This window comes from Methylobacterium tardum, from assembly GCF_023546765.1.
GTDB lineage: Bacteria > Pseudomonadota > Alphaproteobacteria > Rhizobiales > Beijerinckiaceae > Methylobacterium > Methylobacterium tardum.
In genome coordinates, this window is sequence record NZ_CP097484.1 from 4,241,320 (window position 1) to 4,268,012 (window position 26,693).

17 protein-coding genes and 2 pseudogenes are annotated in these 26,693 nt (G+C 71.3%); 11 read left to right on the plus strand and 8 right to left on the minus strand.

All coding sequences use genetic code 11. The annotated features are described in order from the left end of the window. Positions 1 to 38: 38 nt before the first annotated feature. Positions 39 to 770 carry a class I SAM-dependent methyltransferase gene (locus tag M6G65_RS20205; RefSeq protein ID WP_250104267.1) on the minus strand — a complete coding sequence of 244 codons (732 nt, stop codon included), beginning with the start codon at positions 768 to 770 and terminating at the stop codon, positions 39 to 41. Between the two features lie 75 nt (positions 771 to 845). Here M6G65_RS20205 and trmD point away from each other — a divergent pair, with 75 nt between their 5' ends. Then, entirely contained in the window at positions 846 to 1,562 is a 717-nt protein-coding gene (gene trmD / locus M6G65_RS20210) for a tRNA (guanosine(37)-N1)-methyltransferase TrmD (RefSeq protein WP_250102787.1), read from the plus strand. Here trmD and M6G65_RS20215 read toward each other — a convergent pair whose 3' ends face one another. Then, positions 1,563 to 1,742 carry a hypothetical protein gene (locus tag M6G65_RS20215; protein WP_192707907.1) on the minus strand — a complete coding sequence of 60 codons (180 nt, stop codon included), beginning with the start codon at positions 1,740 to 1,742 and terminating at the stop codon, positions 1,563 to 1,565. A gap of 214 nt (positions 1,743 to 1,956) precedes the next feature. On the opposite strand from M6G65_RS20215, the gene M6G65_RS20220 reads away from it, so the two are divergent. Beyond that, positions 1,957 to 3,126: a phosphoserine transaminase gene (locus tag M6G65_RS20220; RefSeq protein WP_238196788.1), complete on the plus strand. Its 1,170-nt coding sequence runs from the start codon at positions 1,957 to 1,959 to the stop codon at positions 3,124 to 3,126. A gap of 149 nt (positions 3,127 to 3,275) precedes the next feature. Here M6G65_RS20220 and M6G65_RS20225 read toward each other — a convergent pair whose 3' ends face one another. The 3 genes from M6G65_RS20225 to tesB all read right to left on the minus strand — a co-directional run bounded on the left by M6G65_RS20225 (position 3,276) and on the right by tesB (position 6,409). Continuing rightward, positions 3,276 to 4,775 (minus strand): ammonium transporter, encoded by a 1,500-nt coding sequence (locus tag M6G65_RS20225; protein ID WP_250102788.1) that lies wholly within the window; start codon positions 4,773 to 4,775, stop codon positions 3,276 to 3,278. 95 nt (positions 4,776 to 4,870) lie between these two features. Continuing rightward, positions 4,871 to 5,209 (minus strand): P-II family nitrogen regulator, encoded by a 339-nt coding sequence (locus M6G65_RS20230; protein WP_010683623.1) that lies wholly within the window; start codon positions 5,207 to 5,209, stop codon positions 4,871 to 4,873. A gap of 300 nt (positions 5,210 to 5,509) precedes the next feature. Next, the gene (gene tesB, locus M6G65_RS20235) at positions 5,510 to 6,409 is read right to left on the minus strand and encodes an acyl-CoA thioesterase II (RefSeq protein ID WP_192707905.1); all 900 of its coding nucleotides are present in this window, start codon (positions 6,407 to 6,409) and stop codon (positions 5,510 to 5,512) included. Between the two features lie 101 nt (positions 6,410 to 6,510). Here tesB and M6G65_RS20240 point away from each other — a divergent pair. After that, positions 6,511 to 7,775: pseudogene (locus tag M6G65_RS20240) on the plus strand (FAD-dependent monooxygenase). Positions 7,776 to 7,835: 60 nt separating this feature from the next. On the opposite strand, the gene M6G65_RS20245 reads toward M6G65_RS20240, so the two are convergent. From M6G65_RS20245 to M6G65_RS20255, 3 genes are all read right to left on the minus strand, one after another. After that, positions 7,836 to 8,345 carry a cupin domain-containing protein gene (locus tag M6G65_RS20245; RefSeq protein ID WP_238196785.1) on the minus strand — a complete coding sequence of 170 codons (510 nt, stop codon included), beginning with the start codon at positions 8,343 to 8,345 and terminating at the stop codon, positions 7,836 to 7,838. Positions 8,346 to 8,572: 227 nt separating this feature from the next. Beyond that, positions 8,573 to 10,135 (minus strand): glycosyltransferase family 2 protein, encoded by a 1,563-nt coding sequence (locus M6G65_RS20250; protein ID WP_250102789.1) that lies wholly within the window; start codon positions 10,133 to 10,135, stop codon positions 8,573 to 8,575. 38 nt (positions 10,136 to 10,173) lie between these two features. Next, positions 10,174 to 13,299: a rhamnan synthesis F family protein gene (locus tag M6G65_RS20255; protein ID WP_250102790.1), complete on the minus strand. Its 3,126-nt coding sequence runs from the start codon at positions 13,297 to 13,299 to the stop codon at positions 10,174 to 10,176. A 388-nt stretch (positions 13,300 to 13,687) separates the two neighbouring features. Between M6G65_RS20255 and M6G65_RS20260 the strand changes: the two genes are divergently transcribed. From M6G65_RS20260 to M6G65_RS20295, 8 genes and pseudogenes are all read left to right on the plus strand, one after another. Beyond that, entirely contained in the window at positions 13,688 to 14,236 is a 549-nt protein-coding gene (locus M6G65_RS20260; RefSeq protein WP_111473287.1) for a formaldehyde-activating enzyme, read from the plus strand. 191 nt (positions 14,237 to 14,427) lie between these two features. Then, on the plus strand, positions 14,428 to 15,180 hold the full coding sequence (gene map / locus M6G65_RS20265) for a type I methionyl aminopeptidase (RefSeq protein ID WP_238196782.1): 753 nt from the start codon (positions 14,428 to 14,430) through the stop codon (positions 15,178 to 15,180). A gap of 255 nt (positions 15,181 to 15,435) precedes the next feature. Continuing rightward, a complete protein-coding gene (locus tag M6G65_RS20270) occupies positions 15,436 to 16,440 on the plus strand; it encodes an AAA family ATPase (RefSeq protein ID WP_250104268.1) in 1,005 nt (334 codons plus the stop codon). Positions 16,441 to 16,737: 297 nt separating this feature from the next. After that, positions 16,738 to 17,649, plus strand: a complete 912-nt coding sequence (locus tag M6G65_RS20275) for a DUF58 domain-containing protein (RefSeq protein ID WP_250102791.1) — start codon at positions 16,738 to 16,740, stop codon at positions 17,647 to 17,649. Between the two features lie 7 nt (positions 17,650 to 17,656). Then, positions 17,657 to 20,475, plus strand: a pseudogene (locus M6G65_RS20280) (DUF4159 domain-containing protein). Between the two features lie 214 nt (positions 20,476 to 20,689). Beyond that, positions 20,690 to 22,774: a hypothetical protein gene (locus tag M6G65_RS20285; RefSeq protein ID WP_250102792.1), complete on the plus strand. Its 2,085-nt coding sequence runs from the start codon at positions 20,690 to 20,692 to the stop codon at positions 22,772 to 22,774. 144 nt (positions 22,775 to 22,918) lie between these two features. Further along, entirely contained in the window at positions 22,919 to 24,832 is a 1,914-nt protein-coding gene (locus tag M6G65_RS20290) for an extracellular solute-binding protein (RefSeq protein WP_238196778.1), read from the plus strand. Beyond that, positions 24,829 to 26,691: an extracellular solute-binding protein gene (locus M6G65_RS20295; RefSeq protein ID WP_250102793.1), complete on the plus strand. Its 1,863-nt coding sequence runs from the start codon at positions 24,829 to 24,831 to the stop codon at positions 26,689 to 26,691. The genes M6G65_RS20290 and M6G65_RS20295 overlap by 4 nt, the downstream gene beginning before the upstream one ends. Positions 26,692 to 26,693 lie beyond the last annotated feature (2 nt).

The window sequence follows — 26,693 nt, forward strand, 5'->3', positions numbered from 1 at the left end:
GTCGGAAGCGGCTCGCGGCGCTCGATCCCGGAGAGGCACTACCGCGCGGTTGCGGAATCTCGGCAAGGGCGGATCGAGTCCGGCTTCGGGCGCGCGTCCGGCGCGGGCGCCGCGAAGACCGCGAGATAGGCGCCACCCTTCAAGGGCTGGAAGCCGGTCTCCCGATAGCCGGCCGCAGACAGCTCGCAGCGCAGGAGGGCCGGCGGGGTGCCGTGGCGGGACGGAATGTCGTCCGCGTCGGCGATGCCGACGCGCCCGCCCGGACGCATCGCCGAAGCCGGGTTGTACAGCAGGCCGAAGGGCTGGGTGATCTCGTGGTACATGTGCACGAGGATCGCCGCGTCCACGGATTCCGGGGGCAGGCGCGGATCATGCGGCTCGCCCCGCACCAATGTGACGTTGCCGAGGCCACGCACGCGCTTTTCCAGGGCTGCCAGGTAATCCGGGGTCACGTCCTCGGCCAGCACCCGGCCGCCCGGACCGACAAGCGGGCTCAGGCGGACCACGTAGTAGCCGCTGCCGGCGCCGACATCGGCCACGGTTTCGCCGGGCGCGATGCCCATGCCCTTGGCGACCTCGGCGAACTCGCCGGCCTTGTCGCGCTCTGCCTCCGAGGACCAGCGCGGCGCGACGATCTCGGCCACGGGCCGGTCGGGCTTGGGGAAGGCGCTCGCGGGTGCCCCGGCGGGTGCCAGCGGCTCGGCGGCGAGCGCCGGACCGGTCAGGGCGACGGAGAGGAGGGCCAAGCGGAGGGCCGAGGTGCGGATCATGGCCGACAACACGCGGAGCGCCTCGGTGGTGCCGCGGACGTTGACCGTGCCGCACCCTGCGCGCCATCAAGCGCCATGACGCGCGCGGACACGCCCTGGCGGGCCACGATCCTGACCCTCTACCCGGAGATGTTCCCGGGCCCGCTCGGCGTGTCGCTCTCGGGCGACGCCCTGGCGCGGGGCGACTGGAGCCTGGAGGCGCGCAACATTCGCGAGCACGGCCTCGGCCGCCATCGCTCCGTGGACGACACGCCCGCGGGCGGTGGCGCTGGAATGGTGCTGCGCTGTGACGTGCTCGGCGCCGCCATCGACGCCGCGACCGGGACGGACGATCCGCGCCCGCGCCTGCTGATGTCGCCGCGCGGACGGCCGCTCACCCAGGCGCGGGTGCGGGCGCTCGCCGCGGGTCCGGGGGCGCTGATCGTCTGCGGACGCTTCGAGGGGGTCGGCGAGCGGGTGATCGCCGGGCGCGGCCTGGAGGAGGTCTCGATCGGCGACTACGTGCTCTCCGGCGGCGAGATCGCCGCCCTGGTAGTGCTCGACGCCTGCGTGCGGCTGCTGCCCGGCGTGATGGGCAAGAGCGAATCGGGCGACGAGGAGAGCTTCGAGGGCGGCCTCCTCGAATACCCGCACTACACGCGGCCGCGCGACTGGGAGGGTCGCGCGATCCCCGACGTGCTCTCCGGCGGCAATCACGCGGCCATCGCCCGCTGGCGGCGGGCGGAGGCCGAGCGCATCACGGCCGAACGCCGCCCGGATCTCCTCGATGCGGGCGCCCGCACCCGGTCCTGATCAGGCAGCCTCCAGGTCGATCACCGGGCCGTCGCTCTCGTAATCCATCGGGTCGAGGCGCAGCGGCTGCGCCATGGGCCGCCGGAGACGGCTCGGGAGCGCGACATGGGCCGTTAAGGCCCCAATAACCACAAGCAGAACAGACCAGACCGCCAATATCGCGGCGCTGTGGATAGACATCAGCGTACCTCAAACGCAACGCGGCACAGCATTAAGGCTAACGGCCCAGGATTAATCGACGGTTCCGCCGCCCCGAGCAGGCTGTCCCGGGTGGGGCCAGACGGCGAAGACTGCTTGCCGGACAGGCGCTTGCAAGCCGGCCGGTTTCGGCGCATGCGCGGGACCGGGAACGCTTCCCCGCCGAGGCGCGCCCCTCTGCAAGGATGGATTCGTCATGACCAGCCGCCCCGCGCAGCGACCGCGCGTGCCCCATTTCTCCTCCGGCCCCTGCGCCAAGCGTCCGGGCTGGACCCCGGCCGCCCTGGCCGATGCCGCTCTGGGTCGGTCGCACCGCTCCCCCATCGGCAAGGCCAAGCTCGGCCGGGCTATCGACTTGACGCGGACGGTCCTCCAGGTGCCCGCCGACTATCGGATCGGCATCGTGCCCGCCTCCGATACCGGCGCCGTCGAGATGGCGATGTGGACGATGCTGGGGCCGAAGCCCGTCGAGGTCGCCGCCTGGGAGGCGTTCGGCAAGGAGTGGGTCACGGACGCGCTGAGGCAGCTCAAGATCGCGCCCCGCATCCACCAGACGCCCTACGGAATCCTGCCGGATCTCGGGGCGATCGACACCAAGAACAGCGACGTGGTCTTCACTTGGAACGGGACCGCAGCCGGCGTGAAGGTGCCGAACGGCGATTGGATCGCGGCGGACCGCGCAGGTCTGACGATCTGCGACGCCACCTCGGCCGCTTTCGCGCAGCCCCTGCCCTGGGACAAGCTCGATGTCGTGACCTTCTCCTGGCAGAAGGTGATGGGCGGCGAGGCGGCGCACGGCATGCTGATCCTCTCGCCCCGCGCCGTGGCGCGGCTGGAGAGCCACACGCCGACCTGGCCGCTGCCGAAGGTCTTCCGCCTGACCAAGGACGGCACTCTGATCGAGGGCATCTTCAAGGGCGACACGATCAACACGCCCTCGATGCTGGCGGTGGAGGATTACCTCGACACGCTGGGCTGGGCCGAGCGGATCGGCGGCCTGCCGGCGCTCCACGCGCGGGCGGATGCGAATGCCAAGGTGATCTACGACTGGGTCGCGCGCACGCCCTGGATCGCGCCGCTCGCGGTCGATCCCGCCACCTATTCGAACACCGGCGTCTGTCTCGTGGTCGCCGATCCGGACGTGCTCGCCCGAGGCGACGCGGCGGTCTCGGCCTTCGCGGCAGGGATCGTCGAGCGCCTCGAGCGGGAGGGCGTCGCCCTCGACATCGGCGCCTACCGCGACGCCCCGGCGGGCCTGCGGATCTGGTGCGGCGCCACGGTCGAGACCTCGGATCTGGAAGCGCTCACGCCCTGGCTCGACTGGGCCTTCGCCGAGGAGAAGGCGGCGCTGACGCGGGCGGCGTAAACGATTTGCGGGCAACGCCCGGACGCCGCCCCGCATCGTCGTTGCGAGCGCAGCGAAACGGTAACGGCCTGACGTAAAAAACCCCGGCTCTCTCGGAGCCGGGGTTTTCCTTTGCGTGGACGCGGCCCGGTGGGGCCGCGCCGTCCGTCTCAGTAGTTGTAGGCGCGCTCGCCGTGATCGGCGATGTCGAGACCCTCGCGCTCCTCCTCCTGCGTGACACGCAGGCCGATCGTCACGTCGGCGAGCTTGTAGAGGACCGCCGAGCCGATGCCCGACCAGAGGAGCGTCAGGCCGACCGCCTCGGCCTGGATGATGAGCTGGCTCATCATGTCGTAGGCACCGACCGCCAGCTCGCCCGGCTTCGAGGTGTAGTCGGGGATGCCGACGCCGCCGAGGTTCGGGTCGACCAGGATGCCGGTCGCCAGCGCGCCCAGAATGCCACCGATGCAGTGGACGCCGAAGACGTCGAGCGAGTCGTCGTAGCCGAGGGCGTTCTTCACGGTGGAGCACATCACGAAGCAGACCACGCCGGCGACGAGGCCGAGCACGATCGAGCCCATCGGGCCGGCGAAGCCGGAGGCCGGGGTGACGGCGACCAGGCCGGCGACCGCACCCGACAGCATACCGAGCAGGGACGGCTTGCCCTTGAGCGCCCACTCGGCGAACAGCCACGCCACCGCGGCGCCGCAGGTCGCCACGAAGGTGTTGAGCATGGCGAGGGCGGCGGTGCCGTTGGACTCGAGGTTCGAGCCGGCGTTGAAGCCGAACCAGCCGACCCACAGCAGCGAGGCGCCGATCATCGTCATGGTCAGGGAGTGCGGGGCGAGCAGGTCGCGGCCGTAGCCGATGCGCTTGCCCATGATCAGGCAGCCGACGAAGCCGGCGATGCCCGCGTTGATGTGGACCACGGTGCCGCCGGCGAAGTCGAGGGCGCCCTTCTGGAAGAGGAAGCCGGCATCCTTGTTGACGGCGTCGAGGGCCGCCTGGGCGGTCGCCTTCGAGGCATCGTCGGTGGCAGCGGCCAGCGCCTTGGCGGCGTTGCCGACGGCGTCCGGGCCGCCCCAGTACCAGACCATGTGGGCCATCGGGAAGTAGATGACCGTGACCCAGAGGATCGTGAACACCACCAGAGCCGAGAACTTCATCCGCTCGGCGAAGGCGCCGACGATCAGCGCGGGCGTGATCATCGCGAACGTCATCTGGAAGCACAGATAGGCGTATTCGGGAATCACGACGCCGTTGGAGAAGGTCGCCACCGTCGAGTTCGCGTCGATGCCCTTCAGGAAGGCCTTCGAGAAGCCGCCGACGAAGTCGTTGAGGCCGCCGCCGTTGGTGAAGGCGAGGCTGTAGCCGTAGAACACCCAGAGCAGGCCGACGATCGACACGATCGCGAAGACCTGGGTCAGCACCGACAGCATGTTCTTGGTGCGGACGAGGCCGCCGTAGAACAGCGCGAGGCCCGGGACCGACATCATCAGCACCAGGGCCGACGAGATCATCATCCAGGCCGTGTCACCCTTGTTGGGGATCGGGGACGGCGGCGGCGAGGCCGCCTCCGGCGTCGGCGTCTGCGCGAGAGACGGCTCGATCAGGAGGGCGGCGATCGCCGCCCCTCCCAAGCCGAGCATGAGGGCATGACGAAGTTTCATGGGCACGTGGCTCCCGGTCGGAATTCGCGTTGTGTCAGAAAGGCATGAAGCTCTGTGGGCCCGGCGCGCCGGGCGTGGACTCGGACGGCGTCCGGTCAGAGGGCGTCGGCGTCGGTCTCGCCGGTCCGGATGCGCACCGCCTTCTCCAGCGGCATCACGAAAATCTTGCCGTCACCGATCTGGCCGGTCCGGGCCGCGCCCGCGATGGCGTCGATCACGCTCGACGTCAGGTCGGAGGCGACGGCAACCTCGATCTTCAGCTTGGGCAGGAAGCTCACGGCGTACTCGGCGCCGCGGTAGATCTCGGTATGGCCCTTCTGCCGGCCGTAACCCTTCACCTCCGTCACCGTCAGGCCGTGCACGCCGATTCCGGTCAGCGCATCGCGGACCTCCTCGAGCTTGAACGGCTTGATGATGGCCATCACGATTTTCATGGGCGACGCCCCCTTCGCAATCCTTGGGAACCGTTGCCGTCGCCCGACTTGCAGGACGACCCGGCCCGGATCGTCCGCAGGCTCGGGATGGCCCGCGGTTGAAGGCCGCTATTCAAGGACTATGCCAGAGGGGCTGGGCCGGGAACATTTTCCCGGATCGCGCTTCTGCCCACGGATTAGCCCGCAACGGCCAGATCCGAGGCAACGTGGCGGGAGATGCCGCTCAGCCGATGGGCAAACTGCCCAAATCGATGCACCGTACCGCGTTGCAGACTCGCAACACACGCGTCAGAACGTGTTTTAATCCCCGATCCGGCGGACGAGTCCCTCCTGCGCGACCGAGGCCACGAGGTTGCCGGCCCGGTCGAAGATCTGCCCGCGGGCGAAGCCGCGGGCACCCCCGGCAACCGGGCTGTCCTGCGCGTAGAGAAGCCACTCGTCGATCTTCACGGGTCGATGGAACCAGAGCGCGTGGTCGAGGCTCGCCGCCTGGATGGCGGGGTCGAACACCGAGCGCCCGTGCGGGATCAGCGAGACGTCGAGCAGGGTCATGTCGGAGGCGTAGGCCAGAACCGCCCGGTGCAGGGCCGGATCGTCCGGAAGCGCCGAGGCCGCGCGCAGCCAGACATTGAAGACCGGCTCGGGAGGCCGTCCGCCCGCCTGAGCGGGGATGTAGCGGTTGAGGTCGACCGGGCGCAGGTCGATCGGGCGCTCGCGGCCGAAATAGGCGGCGATCGCCTCCGGCATGCCGGTCCCGCCCGCCTCCGCCAGGGCCTTGCCGTCGAGGAGGCCCTCCGGACCCGCCACCGCCGGCATCGCGGGCTGGTGCGTGAGGCCCTCCTCGGCGACTTGGTAGGAGACCGTCGTGGCGAAGATCGCCCGCCCGTGCTGGATCGCCTTGACCCGGCGCGTGGTGAAGCTCCGGCCGTCCCGGATACGCTCGACCTCGTAGACGATAGGGGTTCGGGGATCGCCCGGGAGCATGAAATACGCGTGCAGCGAGTGGGCCGGGCGGTCGTCCGGCACCGTCCGAGTCGCGGCGACCAGGGCCTGCGCGACGACCTGACCGCCGAAGACCCGGCGCCAGCCCGTCTTGGGGTTCTGACCCCGGAAGAGATCGACCTCCAGCCGCTCCAGGTCGAGGATGGCGATCAGCTCGGCGACGGCATCCGTCATCGCGTCGGTATTGGCGTCGGTCATGACCCGCGGGGTTTCCGTTCGTTGCCCGCGTGCGACATAGGCCTTTCAGACGAACCAATCCACGCGTCCCGCACGCGGGCGACACACCGGAGATCTGCCACATGACGGCCGAGATGCCCCGCCCCGGCAGCCGCAGCCTCCTGATCGCCGGCGGCGGCCTGCCGAGCCTCGCCTTGGCGCTGGCCCTCAAGCAGGCCCACGGCCCGGCGCTCGCCGTGACGGTAATCGACCCGGGCGCCGCGGATCCCGCGCGGCACCGCGGCCGCGCCTACGCCCTCGCGGCCGGCGGGCGTCGGATGCTGGGGCAGCTCGGCCTGTGGCCCCGCGTCGCGGAGGCGTCCGAGCCGATCACCGAGATGGTGATCAGCGACAGTCGCCTCGCCGATCCGGTCCGGCCCGTCTTCCTCATCTTCGGGCGCGAGGACGAGGAATCCCGCGCGGCCGACGAACCCTTCGCCCACATGGTCGAGGCCGAACCCCTGGCTGCGGCGCTGGCGGAGACCTGCCGGGCGGCGGGCGTGTCCTTCGTGACGGCGGGAGTGGTGCGGGCCGCGCCGGAGGGCGCCGCGATCCGCGCGGTGCTGACGACCGGCGACAGCCTGCGCGGCGACCTGCTGGTGGCCGCCGACGGCGCGCGCTCGCGCCTGCGCGAGGCCGCGCGGATCGGCTGGGTCGGCTGGTCCTACCCGCAGGTCGGGATCGTGGCGACCATCGGCCATGCCCGGCCGCATGCGGGCCGGGCCTTCGAGCATTTCCTGCCTGCCGGCCCGTTCGCGATCCTGCCGCTGCGCGACGGCGGCGCCCTGGGCCATCGCTCCTCGATCGTCTGGACCGAGCGGTCGGACACGGCCGAGGCCCTGCTCTCCGGGGCGCCCGACGAGGTGCTGGCCGAGATCGAGCGTCGGTTCACCCTGGACCTCGGCGCCCTCGCGCTGGAACACGGCCCGAGCCGGCACCCGCTGGCCTTCGGCATCGCCCGGGCGTTCCGCGCCGAGCGGCTCGCCCTGCTGGGGGATGCCGCCCACGTCATCCACCCGATCGCCGGCCAGGGCCTCAATCTCGGCCTCGCCGACGCGGCAGCGTTGGCCGAGGCGATGACGGGCGCGCTGCGCCTCGGCCTCGACCCGGGCAGCCCGGACGTCCTGCGCGCCTACGAGCGTGCGCGCCGGTTCGACAGCTTCGCCATGGCAGCGGCGACGGACGGTCTGAACCGCCTGTTCTCGAACGACGCCCTGCCGCTCCGGCTCGCCCGCGACCTGGGCCTCGGGATCGTGGACCGGCTGCCCGGCCTCAAGCGCTTCTTCATCGGCGAGGCGGCCGCCTCGCGGGGTCGCGGCCGCGGCTAATGCGGGGGGAGGCGCTGTAGGGCCTCCCGGATCAGCGCATCATCGGAACACAACGGCTGCGGGCAGACCCGCTCAGGCTCTCAGCCGGCGACGAGGGCGCGGGCCCGGCGCATCCAGCGCATCGAGGCCTCGACCAAAGTGGGGCTCTGGTGCTTGAGGATCGCCGACTTCAGGAGGGTCTTGGGGACCTCCCAGAGCTGGACGGACCCGATCGGGAAATGCGCCACATCGCCCGCCGTGAGGTGACGGCGCTCGCCATCCGCCCCGGTGATGAAGACGTCGCCATCGAGGATGGTGATGATCTCGTCGGCGTGGTGGGTCCAGCGGAACGCGCTCGCGGTGGTGCGCCAGAGATAGACATGCGCAGACCCGTCATGGGTCTGCGAGACTTCTGCCACTTCGGTGACGGGACTTCCCGAGACGACCCAGTCGGCCGGGATCGGCGCAGGGCTGAAGGCGGCGATCCCGGGCTTGATCGTGGTCCCGGAGACGGGACGCCCCTGCTCGTGGAGCCGGATCTCCGCATAGGCACCGGCCGCCAGCAGGAGGACGGCGACGAGGGCGATCTTCTTCACGGTCAGCTCCGGCACGCCGCGCTCAAGACATCCTTGAACGATGACAGCAGTGTCCGTGCTTCATCTCCCATCGAATAGTGGCCGGACAGCCTGAAACGGCGCATCCATGCAATCTTTGCGTGTTTGCCTTAATTCCACCTCCCGACGATCGCGCTCGTTCAGACCTCGCGATGCTCCGGATGTCCGCGAGCGTTCGCAGCCTCCGTTGCGCACCGGCGGATCCCGTCGCCAGCGCGAGCGGGTCAGCGCCCGGCGGCCGCTCCGGTCCCACGCTCGGTGATCCAGCGGGTTGCGTCGGCCCGCGGGGCGACCACGTCGGTGTCGGTGCGCAGCTGCGGGCTGTAGGAGGGATCTTCCGCCAGGACATCGTGCCAGCGGCGCAGGAAGCGCGCTGTCTGCGAGCCGGGGGCGAAGTTGGTCGTCCGCGACGCGCTCTCATGGTGCGCCATCTCGGCGAACGGCGTGTAGACGATGCGATAGCCGAGCAGGCGCAGCTTCAGGCAGAGATCGACGTCGTTGAAGTCGAGGGCGAAGCCCTCGTCGAAGCCGTTGACGGCCTCCAGCACGGCCTTGCGGGTGGCGAACAGCGCCCCGGTCACGGCCGAGCAGTCGCGCTGGGTGAGCGCCCAGTCCGCATAGGTCCGCTCCGCCGCCGGCCGCTTGTACCAGGGATGGGCGAAGACGCCGAAGATGCCGCCGGTCATGCCGGCGTGCTGGATCGTCCCGTCCGGGAACAGCAGCCGGCCGCCGACACCGCCGACGCCCTGGTCCATGGCGAAGGTCAGCAAGGCCTCGATCCATCCGCGCCGGCGGACGACGAGGTCGTCGTTCATCAGGATGATCAGATCGGTTTCGGCGGCGCGCCACAGCCGGTTCATCTTGGCGGCATAGTTGAACGGCTCGCCCGCGGGGCGACGCGTGTCGATGCGCTTGACCGTGAACCGGTCGGCGCGGCCCTGATAGATCGCGTCATCCTCGCGGTCGTCGCCGATCAGCACGGTGATCCGGTTGGCCGGGTAGGTGCTGCGCGCGAGGCTGTCCAGGAGCTGGACGATGTGCGGCCGGTCGGTGGGAACGCCGTCGCCGTCCTTGGGCCGGCTCTGCGCGGTCGGGATCACCAGCGTCACCGGGGGCGGATCGGCCAGCGTCCGCCGGATCTCCAGCGTGTCCGGCGTGAGCCCGGCCGCCGTCGTGAGCGGCTGGCCGGCGGCGCGGAACCACCGCTCCAGGACACGGGCGCGGGCCTTGCGCCCGGCCTTCGGGCGAGCGAGGGGCGAGGCGAGCAGCGTGTGCGGGATGCGGTCGAGGCCGATCCCGGCCGAGAGCGCGTCCAGGCAGAAGGCGAACCACGCTGCGTTCCCTTCCCGCCGGCCGAAGCTGGGCGTCACGGCGGCGAGCACCGAGGCGCGGATGATCAGGGGGAAGCCGACATAGTCATCCGCCATCAGCAGGCCCGGATTGAAGGCCGGCTTGCAGTGAACGCTCGTCACCAAGCCCTCGGCGTCGGCGACGGCGTCATCTCCGTAGAAGATGCCGATGTCGGGCCGCGCGGACAGGGCCGCGCGGATCCGCTCGAGAACGTCCGGGCAGGGCGTGGCGGTGGCCGGCGTGACCAGGAACACCGCGCCGTCCGCCCGCTCGATCGAGTCCGCGGCGAGCGGGCGCGTGTCGAAAGGCTGAAGGTCCGCGTCGAGGAGGATCGGCACGACTGGCGTGTTCGCGTTGGGCCCGGCCGCCTTGGGGCCGGCGGGCGTCCCCCAGGCGATCGCCTCCCAGGCTGGCGAGGGGGCCGAATGGCTGCGCATCGTGATCGGTCTCAGCGTGGGGGCCGGATGTCCGGCGGTCATTCGGCCAGGAGGCGGGCGAGGCTCGCCTCCATCGCGGCGGCAACGGCGGCGGCCGACAGGCGCTCCCGGATCCGAGCCTTAGCCGCCGCGCCGATCCGCTGCGCCTCGCCGCTCGTCACCGCAGCAGCAGCGGCGTTCAGGGCACGCGCGAGATCGTCCTCATCGACGCGTCCCCAGGTCGAGCCTTTGAGATAAGGGCCGTACGAATCCTCAAGGGCGACGATGTCGGCCCGGACCGGGAAACCGCAGGTCGCGTCGAGGAAGTCGCGGCTGCCGCCGAAATCGGTGGCGACCACGACCTTGCCCATCTCCATGGCCTCCGCGATCGTCAGGCCGAAGCCCTCCGAGGAATGCGAGGAGGCATAGACGTCACAGGTCTCGAACAGGATCGCGAGCTCCCGCGCCGAGAGCGGCTGATCGATCACGACCACGTCTCCGCCCTTGCCCACGAGTTCGAGGAGCCTCTTGCCTTCGCCGGGAAGGTCGAAGACGTGCTTGGTCTTCAGCACGAGCTGCCAGCCGCTCTTCGCGAGCCCGGCGGCGCGGAAGGCCCGGATCAGCGCGTGCGGGTTCTTGCGGGCGAGATAGCTCGAGCCGTCAAAGGCGTAGAGGATCAGCCGCTTGGCCGGGTCGATCGAGAAGCTCGCCCGCAGGCGGGCCTTGGCCGCGGCACTCGCGGGCTCGCCGGGCTCGTTCTCGGCGACGTGCGGCACAATCTCGACCGGGATGTCGGTGATCGACCGGAAGATGTCGGCGCAGAACTCGGTCGGGGTCCAGATCGCGTCGAGGCCGTCGACGGTCCGAAGCCAGTCCTCCGGGACGTAGGAGGTCTCCCACACGAACAGCCCAACCTTCCGGCGCGCCTGAGCGACGATCGCCTGCTGGCGCGGGCTCATCAGCGAGGTCCACGTTTCGCCGTTGAGATGGACCACGGCGACGTCGGCCGGTCCCGCGAAGGTCTCGGCCTGCCAGCCCGGCGCGACGCGCGCGTGGACGTGGAACGGCACTTCGAGCGGGTGCAGGTTCACCTGCCAGGGCGTCCGGTGGATCGCCCGGGCGTAGCCGCGGCCGGCCACGCCGAGACCGTTGGCGTAGTTGGTCGGGCTCACGAAAGTGACGCGCGGCGGTCCGGCGGCGCGCGTCGGCCGCGCCAGGTCTGCCCAGACCCTGGCGCCCGGCGTGGCATAGGTCGGTTCCAGGCGATCGAGGTCGAAGCCCGACTCTTCGAGCGCCCTCCGCAACGGCTTTCCGCCGAGCGCCGCGTGCTCGCCGAGGAGCGAGCGCTTCACGAACGGGAAGCCCTGCCCCAGCAGGTTCTCCCAGTCGAACAGGGCGCGGTTGTTGCGCGGATCGTTCACCAGGGTCGTGTGCCGGTTGCGGGTGGAGAACAGGGCCCGCGTGTTCATGCCCGCCGCACGCATCCGGGCCGAGAAGGTCAGCTCGTACTCGGTGATGACGACGTTCTTGTCCGGCCAGCTCCGGATCGCCTGCATGTACTGGTTGAAACCGTAGCATGACAGGCAGCGCCGCTTCAGCGCCAGGAAGAAGCTCTGCAGGTGGTCACTGTAGTAGAAGTTGTCGAGCAGGCCGACGACCTCCTCCGAGCAGCCATCGATCCGGGCCAGGATGCTGGCGAAGGCGTCGCGGTCCAGGGGACCGACGAGGCTGTCGTTCACCAGGTAGAGCGTGTCCGCGTCGAGCAGGTCACCGTCCTCAGCTAGCACATGCGCCCAGGCGGCGAAGTCGAAGCCGCCGTTCTCGCGCACGTAGACCGAGGCGCACAGGTCGATCAGCGCCTGCGGCACCACCGTCTTGCGCTGGTCGGCCGCGACGATCAGCACCACGTCGGCGTCGTTCTCGATGAAGGCGCGCAGGTACGGCTCGACATGGCCCTTGATGCGGCCGTTGCCGGAATGCGTGATGAACAGGGCGGTGCGGGCATGCCGGCGCGGTCCGCGCTTCAGGCAGACGAGCGGCGCCTGGGCCGGATCCCGGGACCCCGCCGTGCCCGCGACGCAGCGGGTCCGCTTCCCCTGGCCGATGCCGTACTGGATGTAGTGAACCAGCGGGTTCAGTCCGCGCGCCGCGGCCTCCGGGTATTCCGTGAGGTACCAGGGCGCGTCGAAGCGGGGCGACGGGCTGGTGGTTCGGCCGCCATCCGCGAGGAAATGGGCGAGCGGGTTCGTCGCCGCATCGTCGGCGAGGTAGGCCGCGCGGTACCAGCGCGTGTCGAACCACGGGCCCGGATCGTGCCCGTCGGCGGCACCGTGCTCCAGGAAATGGACCAGCGGATTGAGGCTCTCCGGCACGATCTCGGGCGCCTGGGCGGCGTACCAGTCCGGATCGAACAGCGGGTGCGGCGCGTGACGGCGGTAGCCGCCGGCCATCACGTAATGCTCTAGCGGCTCGAGGCCGCTGGTCTCGGCCTCGGGACAGCGATCGCGGTAATACGCGGCGTCGAACAGCCCGGATCGCCGGATCAGCTCGACGTGGCGGGAGAGGCTGGCGAGTTCCTCGGCATTACGCAGGTAGCCCTGCTGCTTCCCGACCGTAATGTAGTGGACGAGCGCGTTGATCGGCTCGCGCCGGGCATCCGGATAGCGGGCTCGGTACCACGCCGTGTCGAAGGCGGGCGACGGGTCGGTCTCGCCGCTCTCCAGGAAATGGAACAGGGCCCGCGCGCGCGCCGCCCGGCCGCCGAGATACCGCTCGGCGTACCAGTCGGGATCGAACAGCGGGTTCGGCGCCTGACCGGCCGCCGCGCCGCGCTCGACGTAGTGCAGGAGCGGGTTGATGCCCTCGGCGCGCAGGGCCGGGTTCGCCGCGAGGTACAGGTCGCCGTGGAACAGTGGGTGCGGCCAGCGGCCTTCGCGTCCGCCGTGGACGGCGTAATGGGTCGCGGGATCGATCCCCTCGGTGGCGACATCCGGGTAGCGCCGCGCGTACCAGGCCGCGTCGAACAGGCCCGATTCCTTCACGGCCCGGACGAGATCGGCCTGCCGCGGCCCGCTGCGGCGGTCCCGCTTCAGGCGCCGGGTAAGCGGCCGCGCGAGGGATTGCGCGGCCCTGGCGAGGCCGGCCTTCTCGGACGACCCGGCGGCGAACACATCTCGAAGGCGCATGACATGGTCCGGATACGCGGGAAGCCCGCAAAGCTGCCCACGCCGCGATCCGCGAGAGACATCAAGGGGTTCGGCCGGCAGTCGCGGGCACGACCGGCGCCGGCTCAGGCGCCTTCCTAATGGTCCAGCCCGCCCGCGCCAAGACCCGGGCGCTGCGCCCGGCCGAGGCCGGAGGCGCGGCACGATCCCGGGAAAATCCGCGCGCCGCCTATCCGGGCGCCCTCGCGTTCGTATACGAGGCGCGCTCACGGCAACGCAGCGCATCTGCCAAACGCACCTGCAAGGAGAGCAGCCCGGTGGCTGATCTCACCCCCGAGGACGGGTTGCCCGCCGGGATGCCGCCGGACCCGCCCGCGCCTTCGTGCCGCAATCGATGGAGCCTACCGTCATGAGTGAACGCATCATCCTCCGCGCCGGCGAAGCCCTTGTGGCGGGCGGGCCGCCCAACACGGCGTCCGAGCCGGAAGTCATCATCGGCGAGCTCGACGGGCCGGTCGGCACGGCCCTGGCGACGCTGACCGGCGACCAGGTGGTGGGCCACAGCCGCGTCTTCGCGCTGCTCAACACCGACATCATGGTCCGCCCGGTGACGCTGTGCGTCTCCAAGGTCAGCGTGACCGAGAGCAAGTACACGTCGATCCTGATGGGCACGGTGCAGTTCGCCATCGCCAACGGCGTGCTCGACGCCGTGCGGGCGGGCTACATCCCCAAGGAGAAGGCCAACGATCTCGGCATCATCTGCTCGGTCTGGCTGAGCCCGGGCGTGATCGAGGCCCAGACGGTCGACCACAAGGCGCTGTTCGAGATCCAGCGCAAGGGCATGACCGAGGCGATCCGCAAGGCGATGACCAACGAGCCGTCGATCGACTGGCTCTTGGAGAACCAGGAGAAGATCGTCCACAAGTACTACACGATGGGCCTCGAAGGGAAAATCTGAGCGCTTCCCCGGCCCGTGCCGGAGCGGGATCCGCGCCTTCGGCCGGACCCTGCTCCGCCCGCCCGGGCTGGCGCGCGCCTGTCCGGTGTCCGAATCCCCGAGCGGGGCGCGGATCTGGGCGCGCCCACGGGAAGCGGCCGTTCCGGTGCGCCGGGATCTCGGCCGCGTGAGGCTTTGCGAAGGGAGACGCCGTGACCGTATCCAGCGAGGATGATCTGGCCGGACTGAAGCGGATCGGGCGCATCGTCGCCGAGGCGCTGGAGATCATGGGCAAGGCCATCGAGCCCGGCATCACCGAGCGCGAGCTCGACCGGATCGGACGCGCTTACCTGGACGCGGCCGGGGCCCGCCCGGCGCCCGAGATGGTCTACGGCTTCCCCGGCGCGACCTGCATCAGCGTCAACGAGCGGATCGCGCACGGCATCCCGGGCGACCGCCGGATCGAGCCGGGCGACCTGGTCAACATCGATGTCTCTGCCGAGAAGGACGGCTACTTCGCCGATACGGGCGCGTCCTTCGCCGTTCCGCCGGTGACCCGCAGGGTCGAGCGGCTGTGCCGGGACGGGCGCCGGGCGATGTGGGCGGGCCTGCGCCAGGTCGGCACCGGCAAGCCGCTGGCGGGGATCGGCCGGGCGGTCGGCGATTTCGCGCGCAAGAACGGCTACACGCTGGTGCGCAACCTCGCCAGCCACGGCGTCGGCCTGTCGCTCCACGAGGAGCCGACGGAGATCGCGACCTGGCCCGACGCCTCCGAGCGCCGGATCATGACGGAGGGGCTGGTATTCACCGTCGAGCCGTTCCTGTCGCTGGGCGCCGAGTTCGCCGAGGACGGCGACGATCCCTGGACCCTCTATAGCCGGCCGAGGGCTCCGACGGTCCAGTACGAGCACACCGTCGTCGCCACGCGCAGCGGCCCGCTGGTCCTGACGATGCCGGGACAATAGGGGCCCGGCCGGTACCAAGGTGGCGCCGTCGATCCTCGGGCCACGGAGCAGCGGGCGAGGCGCCCCGCGCCCGGCATCATCGCCGTCGCCGGTGAGCGGCGCGGTCCGGAACAGGGCCGCGGCGCCGTGCGCCAGTTTCGGCCGCGATTCGGCGTGCGGCGATCCCGACCTTGCCAGCCCGGTATCAGAAGCCCCACACTTGTTGGAATGACCGGCGGGGTCCCGCGGGGCCCCGGACAGGAGATGGATGACGGCATGACGCAGGGGATCAGCCCGGCCACCACCCTCGGCGACGGCATCGTGGCCACCGCGGAGAGCTGTCTCGCCGCCGTCGGCGCGGCGCGGGAGGCGATCCACGGGGTGATCTTCGGGCAGGAGAAGGTCGCCGATCTCGCCCTTGTGACCATCCTGGCGGGCGGCCACGGCCTGCTGGTCGGCCTGCCGGGCCTCGCCAAGACCAAGCTCGTGGAGACGCTCGGCACCGTGCTTGGGCTCGACGCGCGGCGCGTGCAGTTCACCCCGGACCTGATGCCGTCCGACATCCTCGGCACCGAGATCCTGGAGGAGGATGCCGACCGCCGCCGCGCCTTCCGGTTCGTGCAGGGGCCGGTTTTCACCCAGCTCCTGATGGCCGACGAGATCAACCGGGCGAGCCCGCGCACGCAGTCGGCCCTGCTCCAGGCCATGCAGGAGGGGCACGTCTCGGTGGCGGGCGCCCGCCACGACCTGCCCCGGCCTTTCCACGTCCTGGCGACCCAGAACCCGATCGAGCAGGAGGGCACCTACCCGCTGCCCGAGGCGCAGCTCGACCGCTTCCTCCTGGAGATCGACGTCGGCTACCCCGACCGCGCCGCCGAGCGCCGGATCCTGATCGAGACCACCGGCGTCGGCGAGGCGCGCCCGCGCGCAGTCATGTCCACCGAGCAGCTGCTCACCGCCCAGCGCCTCGTGCGCCGGCTGCCGGTGGGCGAGGCCGTGGTCGAGGCGATCCTCGACCTCGTCCGGGCGGCCCGACCGGACAGCGGCGACGCGATCGTGAAGGACAAGCTCCTCTGGGGCCCCGGCCCCCGCGCCAGCCAGGCGCTGACGCTCGCCGCCCGCGCCCGGGCGCTGATCGAGGGCCGGGTCGCGCCCTCCGTGGCCGACGTGAAGGCGCTGGCCGAGCCGGTGCTCAAGCACCGCATGGCGCTGAGCTACACCGCCCGCGCCGACGGCGAGACCATCGAGGGCCTGATCGCCAAGCTCGCGGAGAAGCTGTGATGCATCAACAGCAGCGCAGGCTTCTGCCGAAGACCATTCCGTCATTCCGGGGCCGCGCAGCGGAGCCCGGACCCAGAGGGGCACGCCGGAGGCGGGCAATCCAGAACCACCGCGCAGCTTCGATCGCACGGGCGGCCTGTCAGCCGGCTCCGCCTGCGCATCTGGATTCCGGGCTCTCACCTGCGGCGAGCCCCGGAATGACGGTGGACGCTTGAGCAAAGTCCGCCCCGCCATATTGGGCTTGCGCATCCGGCTCCGCTTGTCTGCGCTGAACCGCGCCGAAGGGCTGCGCTGACGATGGTCGCGACGAACGCCCTCGACGCCGGCAGGCGCATCCCCGGCCGGCGCGAGAGCGAGGGCGCGACCGCCCTCTCCGACAAGATGCCCCGCCTCGTCCTGGAGGCGCGCCGCGTGTCGAGCCTGCTGGCCCACGGCCTGCACGGCCGTCGCCGCGCCGGGCCGGGCGAGAGCTTCTGGCAGTTCCGGCCCTTCGTCACTGGCGAGGCCGCCGCCCGGGTCGACTGGCGCCGCTCGGCCCGGGACGACCGGCTCTACGTGCGCGAGCGTGAATGGGAGGCCGCTCACAACATCTGGCTGTGGATCGACCGCTCGGCCTCCATGGGCTTCGCGTCGGACCTCGCATCGGCACCGAAGGTCGAGCGCGCGCTCATCCTGGGGCTGGGACTCGCCGACGCCTTCGTGGAAGGCGGCGAGCGTGTGGGCCTTCTCGGGCTGACCCGGGCGACCGCCTCCCGCGGGATTGTCGAGCGGCTGGCGCAGGCGCTGGTGGCGGACAAAGCCGGCCTGAGCGAGGACCTGCCGCCCCGGGCGAGTCCCGCCCGCTTCGGCGAGGTGGTGCTGATCGGCGACTTCCTGACCGCGCCGGACCGGATCGCCGCCTCCGTGCAGAGCCTCGCCGGCCGCGGCAGCCGCGGCCATCTCCTGGTGATCGTCGATCCGATCGAGGAGACTTTTCCATTCACCGGACAGGCCGTGCTGCACGACCTCGAAGGCAGCCTCAGCCTCGATATCGGCGACGCCGACGCCTGGGGCGCGCGCTACCGCGCCCGGATCGCCGAGCACCGGGCCGCGTTGGCCGCCATCACCCGCAGCCAGGGCTGGACCTTGACGATCCACCGCACCGACCGGCCGGCGAGCGAGGCGGCCCTCCGGCTCGCCACGCTGATCGCCGCCCGCGGCACGGAGTGAGGCCAGCATGCTGGGTCTGACCTTCGCGGCGCCTCTGGCGCTCGCCGCCCTGATCGGCCTTCCCGCCCTGTGGTTCCTGCTGCGGGTGACCCCGCCGCGCCCGCGGCGGATCAACTTTCCGCCGCTCAAGCTCGTCGCGGACCTGATCCCGCAGCGGCAGACGCCGGCCCGGACGCCGCCCTGGCTGCTGATCCTCCGGCTGCTGATCGCCGCCGCCCTCATCCTGGCGGTCGCCGGCCCGGTCTGGAACGCCGGGGGCGTCGGGGCCGGGGGCGGCCGCAGCGCGCTTCTCGTGCTCCTCGACAACGGCTTCCCCGCCGCCCACGACTGGCGCGACCGGCTGCGCGTCGCCACCGACGCCGTGGAGGGCGCTGCCCGCGACGGCCGACCCGTGGCGGTGATCGGGCTGGCGGATGCGCCGGCAGCCTTCGAGGCGAAGACGCCGGCCGCCGCGCTTGAGCGGCTGCGCGCCCTCGCGCCGCGCCCGATCCTGCCTGCCCGGGACGCGCATCTCGCCACCATCGGCGCCTTCCTGGAGAAGAACCAGGGCGCCGGACTCGTCTGGATCAGCGACGGCGTCGCCGGCGCCAGCGACGAGCGCTTCGCCAAGGGCCTCGCCGACCTCGTCGGCGGCAGCGGCGCCGCGCTCACCATCCTGCGCGCCGAGAGGCCGCCGGCTTTGGCCCTCACCGCCACCGAGAATGCCGGCAAGCTCGTCACCCACGCCCTGCGGGCCGTGCCGAACGGGCGTGATTCCGGCGTGATCCGGGCGCTGGACCAGAAGGGCCTGCCGCTCGCCGAGCGCGACTTCGCCTTCGCGGCCGATGCCACCGAAGCGGACGCGACCTTCGAGATGCCCGTGGAGCTGCGCAACAGCATCAGCCGGCTGGAGATTGCGGGCGAGCGCTCGGCCGGCGCCGTGGTGCTGCAGGACGAGCGCGGTAAGCGGCGCCGGGTCGGCCTCGTCTTCGGCGGCACCCTCGACCGGCCCAGCCCCTGCTGGCGCCGACCTACTACCTCGCCCGCGCGCTCCAGCCCTTCGCGGACGTGCAGGAGCCGCGCGGCGCCAAGGGCACGGCGGACTCGATCAACCAACTCCTCGACAATCAGGTCTCGGTTCTGGTGCTGGCCGATGTCGGCGCGCTGGACGAGAAGACCACCGCCCGGATCGAGAGCTTCGTGAAGGAGGGCGGCCTGCTGCTGCGCTTCGCCGGCCCGCGTCTAGCCGCCGGCAACGATCCGCTAGTGCCGGTGCGCCTGCGCCGCGGCGGCCGGACGCTCGGCGGGACGCTCTCCTGGGACAGCCCCAAGACCCTGGCCCCCTTCCCGCCCGAGAGCCCGTTCGCGGGCCTGACGCCGCCGGCCGATATCGGCGTGCGCCGCCAGATCCTGGCCGAGCCGGATGGCGACCTGCCGAACCGGACCTGGGCGTCGCTCCAGGACGGCACCCCGATCGTGACCGCGCAGAAGCGTGGCCAGGGCACGATCGTGCTCTTCCACGTCACCGCCGACACGACGTGGTCGAACCTGCCGCTCTCCGGGCTGTTCATCGACATGCTCCGGCGCGTCGTGGCGCTGGCCGGCGCCTCGGCGCCGGTCCAGGGCGATGCCCCGCGAGCCGCTGCCCCGGTGCTCGCGCCGCGGGTGACGCTGGACGGGTTCGGGGCGCTCGGCTCGCCGCCGGCCTCGGCCACCGCGGTGGCGGCCGACTACGCCGACCGGGCCAATTCCGAACACCCGCCGGGCTTCTACGGCCCGCCGGACGGAGGCATCAGCGTGAACGCCCTGAAACCGGACGACCGGCTGAAGCCCCTGGACACGGCCGCTCTCGCGAGCGCCCGCACCGGATCGCTCGCCGGGGCCGAGGCCCTGGACCTGCGTCCGAGCCTGTTCACCCTCGCGCTGCTTCTGCTCGCCCTCGACACCCTGGCGGGCCTGTGGCTCGGCGGCTTCCTGCGCCGTGCTGGGCTGGCGGCCCGCCTGCGCGGGCGGCCCGCGGTCGTGGCACTGGCGGGCCTGCTGGTATTCGCGGCGCTGCCCGGACAGCCGGTTCGCGCCGAGGAACCGCCGGCCAACCGGCCGAACGGCATCGAGTCGGCGCTGGTCACGCGCCTCGCCTACGTGATCACGGGCGATGCCGCCGTGGACGAGGCGAGCCGGACCGGGCTCACCGGCCTGACCCAGATGCTGGCCTCCCGCACCGCCCTGGAGCCCGGCGAGCCGGCCGGGATCGATCCGGCCAGGGACGAGCTGGCCTTCTATCCGCTGATCTACTGGCCGATCGCGCCCGCCCGGCCGCAACCTTCGGAAGCCGCGATCCGCAAGATCGACGCATTCATGCGCAACGGCGGCACGGTCCTGTTCGACACCCGCGACGCGCTCACCGCCCGCCCGGGCGGGCCGCCCTCACCGGAGGCCGCCTATCTGCGCAAGATGCTGGCGACGCTCGAGGTGCCGGAGCTGGAGCCGGTGCCCCTCGACCACGTGCTGACCAAGGCGTTCTACCTCGTGGACAGCTTCCCGGGCCGCTACGCCACCGGCCAGACCTGGGTGGAGGCGCTGCCGCCCGCCGCCGAGGGCGCCGAGCGCCGCCCGGCCCGCGCGGGCGACGGGGTGAGCCCGATCATCATCACCGGCAACGATCTCGCCGCCGCCTGGGCGGTGGGCCGCCGGGGCGAGCCGCTCTACCCGGTGGTGGGCGGCGACCAGCGCCAGCGCGAGATGGCGTTCCGCGGCGGCGTCAACATCGTGATGTACACGCTGACCGGCAACTACAAGGCGGATCAGGTCCATGTGCCCGCGCTGCTGGAGCGGCTGGGGCAGTGATGGGTTTGAACCGAGCCCGCCAGGAACGCATGGTCCAATCAGCCGACCTCATCCTGAGGTGCGGGATTGCGGCGGGAGCCACGAAGGAGCCCTCCGGAGGGCGCCGCGCTCCCTGGAGCCCGCCTTCGCGGCCGCTGGCGCGGCCCCTCAGGATGCGGGGATCTGATCGGTCCACGGCCGCTCGGAACGCACAGGTCCCGGAGGCCGGATCGTCATGCTGAGCCTCAGCTTCACCCCCCTCCTGCCCTGGCCGGCCATCGCCGTCCTCGGCGCCATCGTCGCCGTCCTGGCGGTGTTCGCCGTGCTGGCGCGCGGCCGGACCGCGCTGCTGCGGGTCCTGGTCCTCGCACTGGTCCTGGCGGCCCTCACCAACCCGGCCCTGGTGCGCGAGGACCGCGAGCCCGTGAAGGACGTGGCGGCGATCGTGGTCGACCGGTCTGGATCCCAGCAGCTCGGCGACCGCCCGCAGATGACCGACGCGGTCCGCGCCGAGCTGCAGCGCCGCTTCGGCGCCCTCGCCAATATCGAGCCGCGCTTCATCGACGTGCCCGACGCCAAGGACGGCGATGACGGCACCAAGCTGTTCACCGCCCTGGGCCAGGCGCTGGCCGACGTACCGCCCGAGCGGCTCGCGGGGATCGTGATGCTCACGGACGGCGTGGTCCACGACGTCCCGGCGTCGCTCGCCCAGCTCGGCATCAAGGCGCCGCTCCACGTGCTGGTGACCGGCCATCCGGACGAGCGTGACCGGCAGATCAAGCTGCTGGAAGCGCCGCGCTTCGGCATCGTCGGCAAGGACCTGACGATCCGCGCCGAGGTGATGGAGCGCGGCGGCACCGGCCACGCGGTCGTGACCGTGCGCCGCGACGGCGAGGAGATCGGCCGTCGGGATGTGGCCACCGACAAGCCGTTCTCGCTCACCACACGGATCGAGCATGGCGGCCCGAACGTGGTGGAGATCGAGGTCGAGCCGCTGCCGGGCGAGCTCACCACGGTCAACAACCGCGCAGTCCTGCCGATCGAGGGCATCCGCGAGAAGCTCCGGGTGCTGCTCGTCTCCGGCGAGCCGCACCAGGGCGAGCGCACGTGGCGCAACTTGCTGAAGTCCGACGCCAACGTCGACCTCGTCCACTTCACCATCCTGCGCCCGCCGGAGAAGCAGGACGGCACGCCGATCTCCGAACTCTCCCTGATCGCCTTCCCGACGCGCGAGCTGTTCGTCCAGAAGATCAAGGATTTCGACCTGATCATCTTCGACCGCTACGCCAACCAGAGCGTGCTGCCGCAGGCCTATTTCGACAACATCGTCCGCTACGTCCGCGAGGGCGGCGCCCTGCTGATCGCCGCCGGGCCCGAATTCGCCGGCCCCGCGAGCCTCGCCCGCACCCGCCTCGCCGGCATCCTGCCCGGCGATCCGGACGGGCGCGTCGTCGAGAAGCCCTACAAGGCGGCGCCGACCCAGATCGGCCAGCGTCATCCGGTCACCCGCGCCCTGCCGGGCTCGGACGCGAACCCGCCCGCCTGGGGCGACTGGCTGCGCATCATCGAGGCCCGGACCCGCCCCGGCATCCAGCCGATCCTGTCGGGCGCCGAGGGGCTGCCGCTGCTCGCCCTGTCGCGCGAGGACAAGGGCCGGGTCGCCCTGCTGCTGTCCGATCACGCCTGGCTCTGGGCGCGGGGCTACCAGGAGGGCGGCCCCTATCTCGACCTGCTGCGCCGCCTCGGCCACTGGCTGATGAAGGAGCCGGCCCTGGAGGAGGAGGCCCTGCGCGCCCAGACCACCGGCCGCGGCCGCGAGGTGCGGGTCGAGCGGCAGACCATGGCGGACCAGACCGAGCCCGTCACCGTCACCGGACCGACCGGCAAGGTGACGATGCTGACGCTGAAGCCCGGCGAACCCGGCCTGTTCACCGCCACCTTCGACGCCGAGACGCTCGGGCTGCACACCCTGCGCTCGGGCAATCTCGTCGCCTTCGTCAGCGTCGGACCCGCCAATCCGCGCGAGCTCGCCGACGTCTTCAGCGACACGGAGCGCCTGAAGGCCGTGGCCGACGGATCGGGCGGCTCGGTCCGCCGGATCGCCGAGGCCGGCGGCGGCATCCAGGTGCCGCGTCTCGCGGTGGTGCGCGGCGGCCGCACGGCCGGCGGCGACTGGATCGGCTTCCGGCCGAGCGACAGCGCCAACATCCGCGGCGTCGAGGTCTACCCGCTGGCGCTGGGTCTGGCGGCGCTCGCCGCGCTCGCCGCCGCCCTGCTCGCCATGTGGCTGGTCGAGGGCCGACGAGGCCGGGCGGCGTGAGGACATCCGTTCGCGCAAGGCGCGCGTCGCTCGGCCCCATGGCGCGTGTGCGAGCGCGCTCGACGCCCGGGGCACGCCCGGCCTATGACCCTGACTGAACGCCCGCGCCCCGCGCGGGCTCGACGCAACGGAGACAGCCTGCCCGTGACAGCGCAGACCGCGACCGGACGCCTTCTCGCCGCGACGCTCCTCGTCGCCTGCCTCCAGCTCGCCCCGGCGCACGCGCAGGAACCGGCCGCGATGCCGTCGACGCCGGCCACCCTGCCCGCTGCCAACGGCCAGTGGACCCACGCGATCACGCTGATGGGCCAGCCGAAATACGGCCCCGACTTCAAGCACTTCGACTACGCCGACCCGGCCGCCCCCAAGGGCGGGATGGTCCGCTTCGGCGCGCAGGGCGGATTCGACAACTTCAACATCGTCGTCGCCGGCCTGAAGGGCGATCTCGAAGGCGGCGTCCAGCAGATCTACGATCCGCTGATGACCGAGTCCTCGGACGAGCCGTTCACCTCCTACGGCCTGCTCGCCGAGGCGGTCCGGATCGCCCCCGATCTCGGCTCGGTCTCGTACCGGCTGCGCGAGAACGCCCGCTGGCACGACGGCAAGCCGATCACCCCCGAGGACGTGGTCTGGTCCTTCGACGTGCTGAAGGCCAACAGCCCGTTCTACGCCGCCTATTACCAGACGGTCGCGAAGGCCGAGGCGACCGGGCCGCACGAGGTAACCTTCACCTTCACCGAGACCGGCAACCGCGAGCTGCCGCAGGTGATCGGGCAGCTGCGCGTCCTGCCCAAGCACTGGTGGACCGCCAAGGACGCCAACGGCAAGCAACGCAGCGTCACCGAGACCACCCTGGAGCCGCCGCTCGGCTCCGGCCCGTATCGGCTCGCGAAGTTCGAGCCCGGGCGGACCGCGACCTACACCCGCGTGCCCGACTATTGGGGCAAGGACCTGCCGGTGAATGCCGGGCGCTACAACTTCGACACGGAGCGCTACGAGTATTTCCGCGACGGCACCGTGCTGGTCGAGGCGCTGAAGGGCGACCTCTACGACTTCCGCGTCGAGAACATCGCCCGGAACTGGGCCACGGCCTACGACGATTTCCCGGCCGTGAAGGAAGGCCGCTTGATCAAGGAGGCGTTCCCCGACCGCGGCATGGGCATCATGCAGGCCTTCGTGTTCAACACCCGCAAGGACAAGTTCAAGGATCCGCGCGTGCGCCGGGCCTTCAACCTCGCGATGAACTACGAGGAGATGAACAAGGCCCTGTTCTACGGCCTCTACAACCGGATCAACTCCTACTTCTTCGGCTCGGAGCTGGCCTCCTCGGGCCTGCCGGAGGGCGACGAGAAGGCGGTCCTCGAGAGCGTCAAGGACAAGATCCCGCCCTCCGTCTTCACCACGCCGTACACCAATCCGGTCAACGACAGCCCCGAGGCCGTGCGCAAGAACCTGCGCGAGGCCGTCGGCCTGCTGCGCGAGGCGGGCTACGAGCTGCGCGGCGGCAAGATGGTCAACAAGGCCACGGGCGAGCCGCTGACCGTCGAGTTCCTGGAGTTCCAGAACACCTTCGAGCGGGTGATCCTGCCGTTCTCGGCGCAGCTGAAGCTCATCGGCATCGACGCGACGCTACGGGTGATCGACCAAGCCCAGTACCAGAACCGCATCCGCAACTTCGATTTCGAGGTCACCACGTCGAACTGGGGCGAGTCGCTCTCGCCGGGCAACGAGCAGCGCGAGTACTGGGGCTCGGCGGCCGCCGACAAGCCGGGCTCGCGCAACCTGATCGGCATCAAGGATCCCGGCATCGACGCACTGATCGAGAAGGTGATCTTCGCCAAGGACCGGCCCGCCGTCATCGCGGCCACCCGCGCCCTCGACCGGGTGCTGCTCGCCCACGATTACGTCGTGCCGCAATGGTCCTCGAACCAGCAGCGGACCCTGCGCTGGAACCGGTTCGGCCACCCGGCGATCCTGCCGCTCTACGCCAGCTCCGGCTTCCCGACGACGTGGTGGTACGACGAAGCACGGGCCGCGAAGACCGGAGCCCCGCGTTGACGGGCGCCCCGTGGACGCCGACCCGCCGGAGCCTGGTCCTGGGGGCCGGTGCCCTGGCGGCGATCCGGCCGTCGGGCGAGACCTGGGCGGCCGACGCGGAGCGTCACGGCCTTTCCAGTTTCGGCGAGCTGAAATACGGCCCGGACTTCCAGCACTTCGCCTACGTGAACCCGATGGCGCCGCGGGGCGGCCGCTTCTCGGGCCAGCTCTCGTCGTCGACCGGAAACCAGGCGCTCAACACCTTCAACACGCTCAACATCTACGTGCTGCGCGGCGAGGGTGCCGCCGGGATGAACCTGACCTTCGACAGCCTGATGGTCCGCGCCCTCGGCGAGCCGGACGCGGTCTACGGGCTGCTGGCCCGCTCCGTCGCGGTCAGTCCGGACGGACTGACCTACACGTTCTCGCTGCGCCCGCAGGCGCGGTTCCACGACGGCTCGCGGCTCACCGCACAGGACGCCGCCTTCAGCCTCAAGCTCCTGCGCGACAAAGGCCATCCCGAGATCGCCGAGGTCATCCGCGCCATGACCGACGCGCGAGCCGAGGGTGAGGATCGGCTCGTCGTCACCTTCGCGCCGGATCGTGCCCGCGACCTGCCGCTGTTCGTGGCGCAGCTGCCGATCTTCTCGGCGGCCTATTACGGCGGCCGCGACTTCGAGGCCTCGACCCTGGAACCCCCTCTGGGTTCCGGCCCCTACCGGGTCGGCGCGGTCGATCCCGGCCGCTCGATCGGGCTTGAGCGGGTACCGGATTACTGGGCGGCCGACCTGCCGGTGAATGTCGGCCAGAACAACTTCGACGCGATCCGGTACGAGTATTTCCGCGACCGAACCGTGGCGTTCGAGGCGTTCAAGAGCGGCGCCTTCACGTTCCGGGAGGAATTCACCGCCCGGGTCTGGGCCACCGGCTACGACTTCCCGGCGCTCGCCGAGGGGCGCGTCGTCCGCGAGACGGTGCCGGATGCGCGGCCGAGCGGCACCCAGGGCTGGTGGATCAACACCCGCCGGGAGGCCTTCCGCGATCCCCGGGTGCGCGAGGCGATCGGCCTGTGCTTCGACTTCGAATGGTCGAACCGCAACCTGATGTACGGCGCCTACACGCGCACCGCCTCGTTCTTCGAGAATTCCGATCTCAAGGCGACCGGCAAGCCCTCGGCCGAGGAAATTGCCCTGCTGGAGCCGCTCAAGGCGCTGCCGCCGGAGGTGTTCGGCGAGGCCTGGACACCGCCGGTCTCGGACGGGTCCGGCCAGGACCGGGCCCTGCTCAAGCGCGCCGACGCGCTGCTGCGCGAGGCGGGCTGCACCCGGCAAGGGGGAAGCCTCCTGCTGCCCGGCGGGCAGCCGCTGACCCTCGAGTTCCTGGACGAGGATCCGGTCTTCCAGGCGGTCACGCAGCCCTTCATCCGCAATCTCGGGCTCCTGGGGATCCGGGCGAGCCTCCGCACCGTCGATCCCGCGCAGTACCAAGCCCGGCTAAAGGATTTCGATTTCGATCTCACCGCCCGCCGTTATGCCAGCGGCATGACGCCGGGCGCGGAGCTGCGCGAGACTTACGGCTCCCGGGCGGCCAGAACCGCGGGATCGAACAACCTGTCGGGGATCGCGGATCCGGCGATCGATACGCTTCTGACCGCGATCGCCGACGCCAAGTCGCGGGCGGAACTCACCACGGCCTGCCGAGCCCTCGACCGGGTGCTGCGGGCCGGGCGCTACTGGGTGCCGATGTGGTACGGCTCGACCCACCGTCTCGCGCTGTGGGACATCTACGGCCGCCCGGCCAACCCGCCGAAATACGATCTCGGCGCGCCCGGCACGTGGTGGTTCGACGCCGACAAGGCTAAGCGGATCGGGCGGGAGTAACG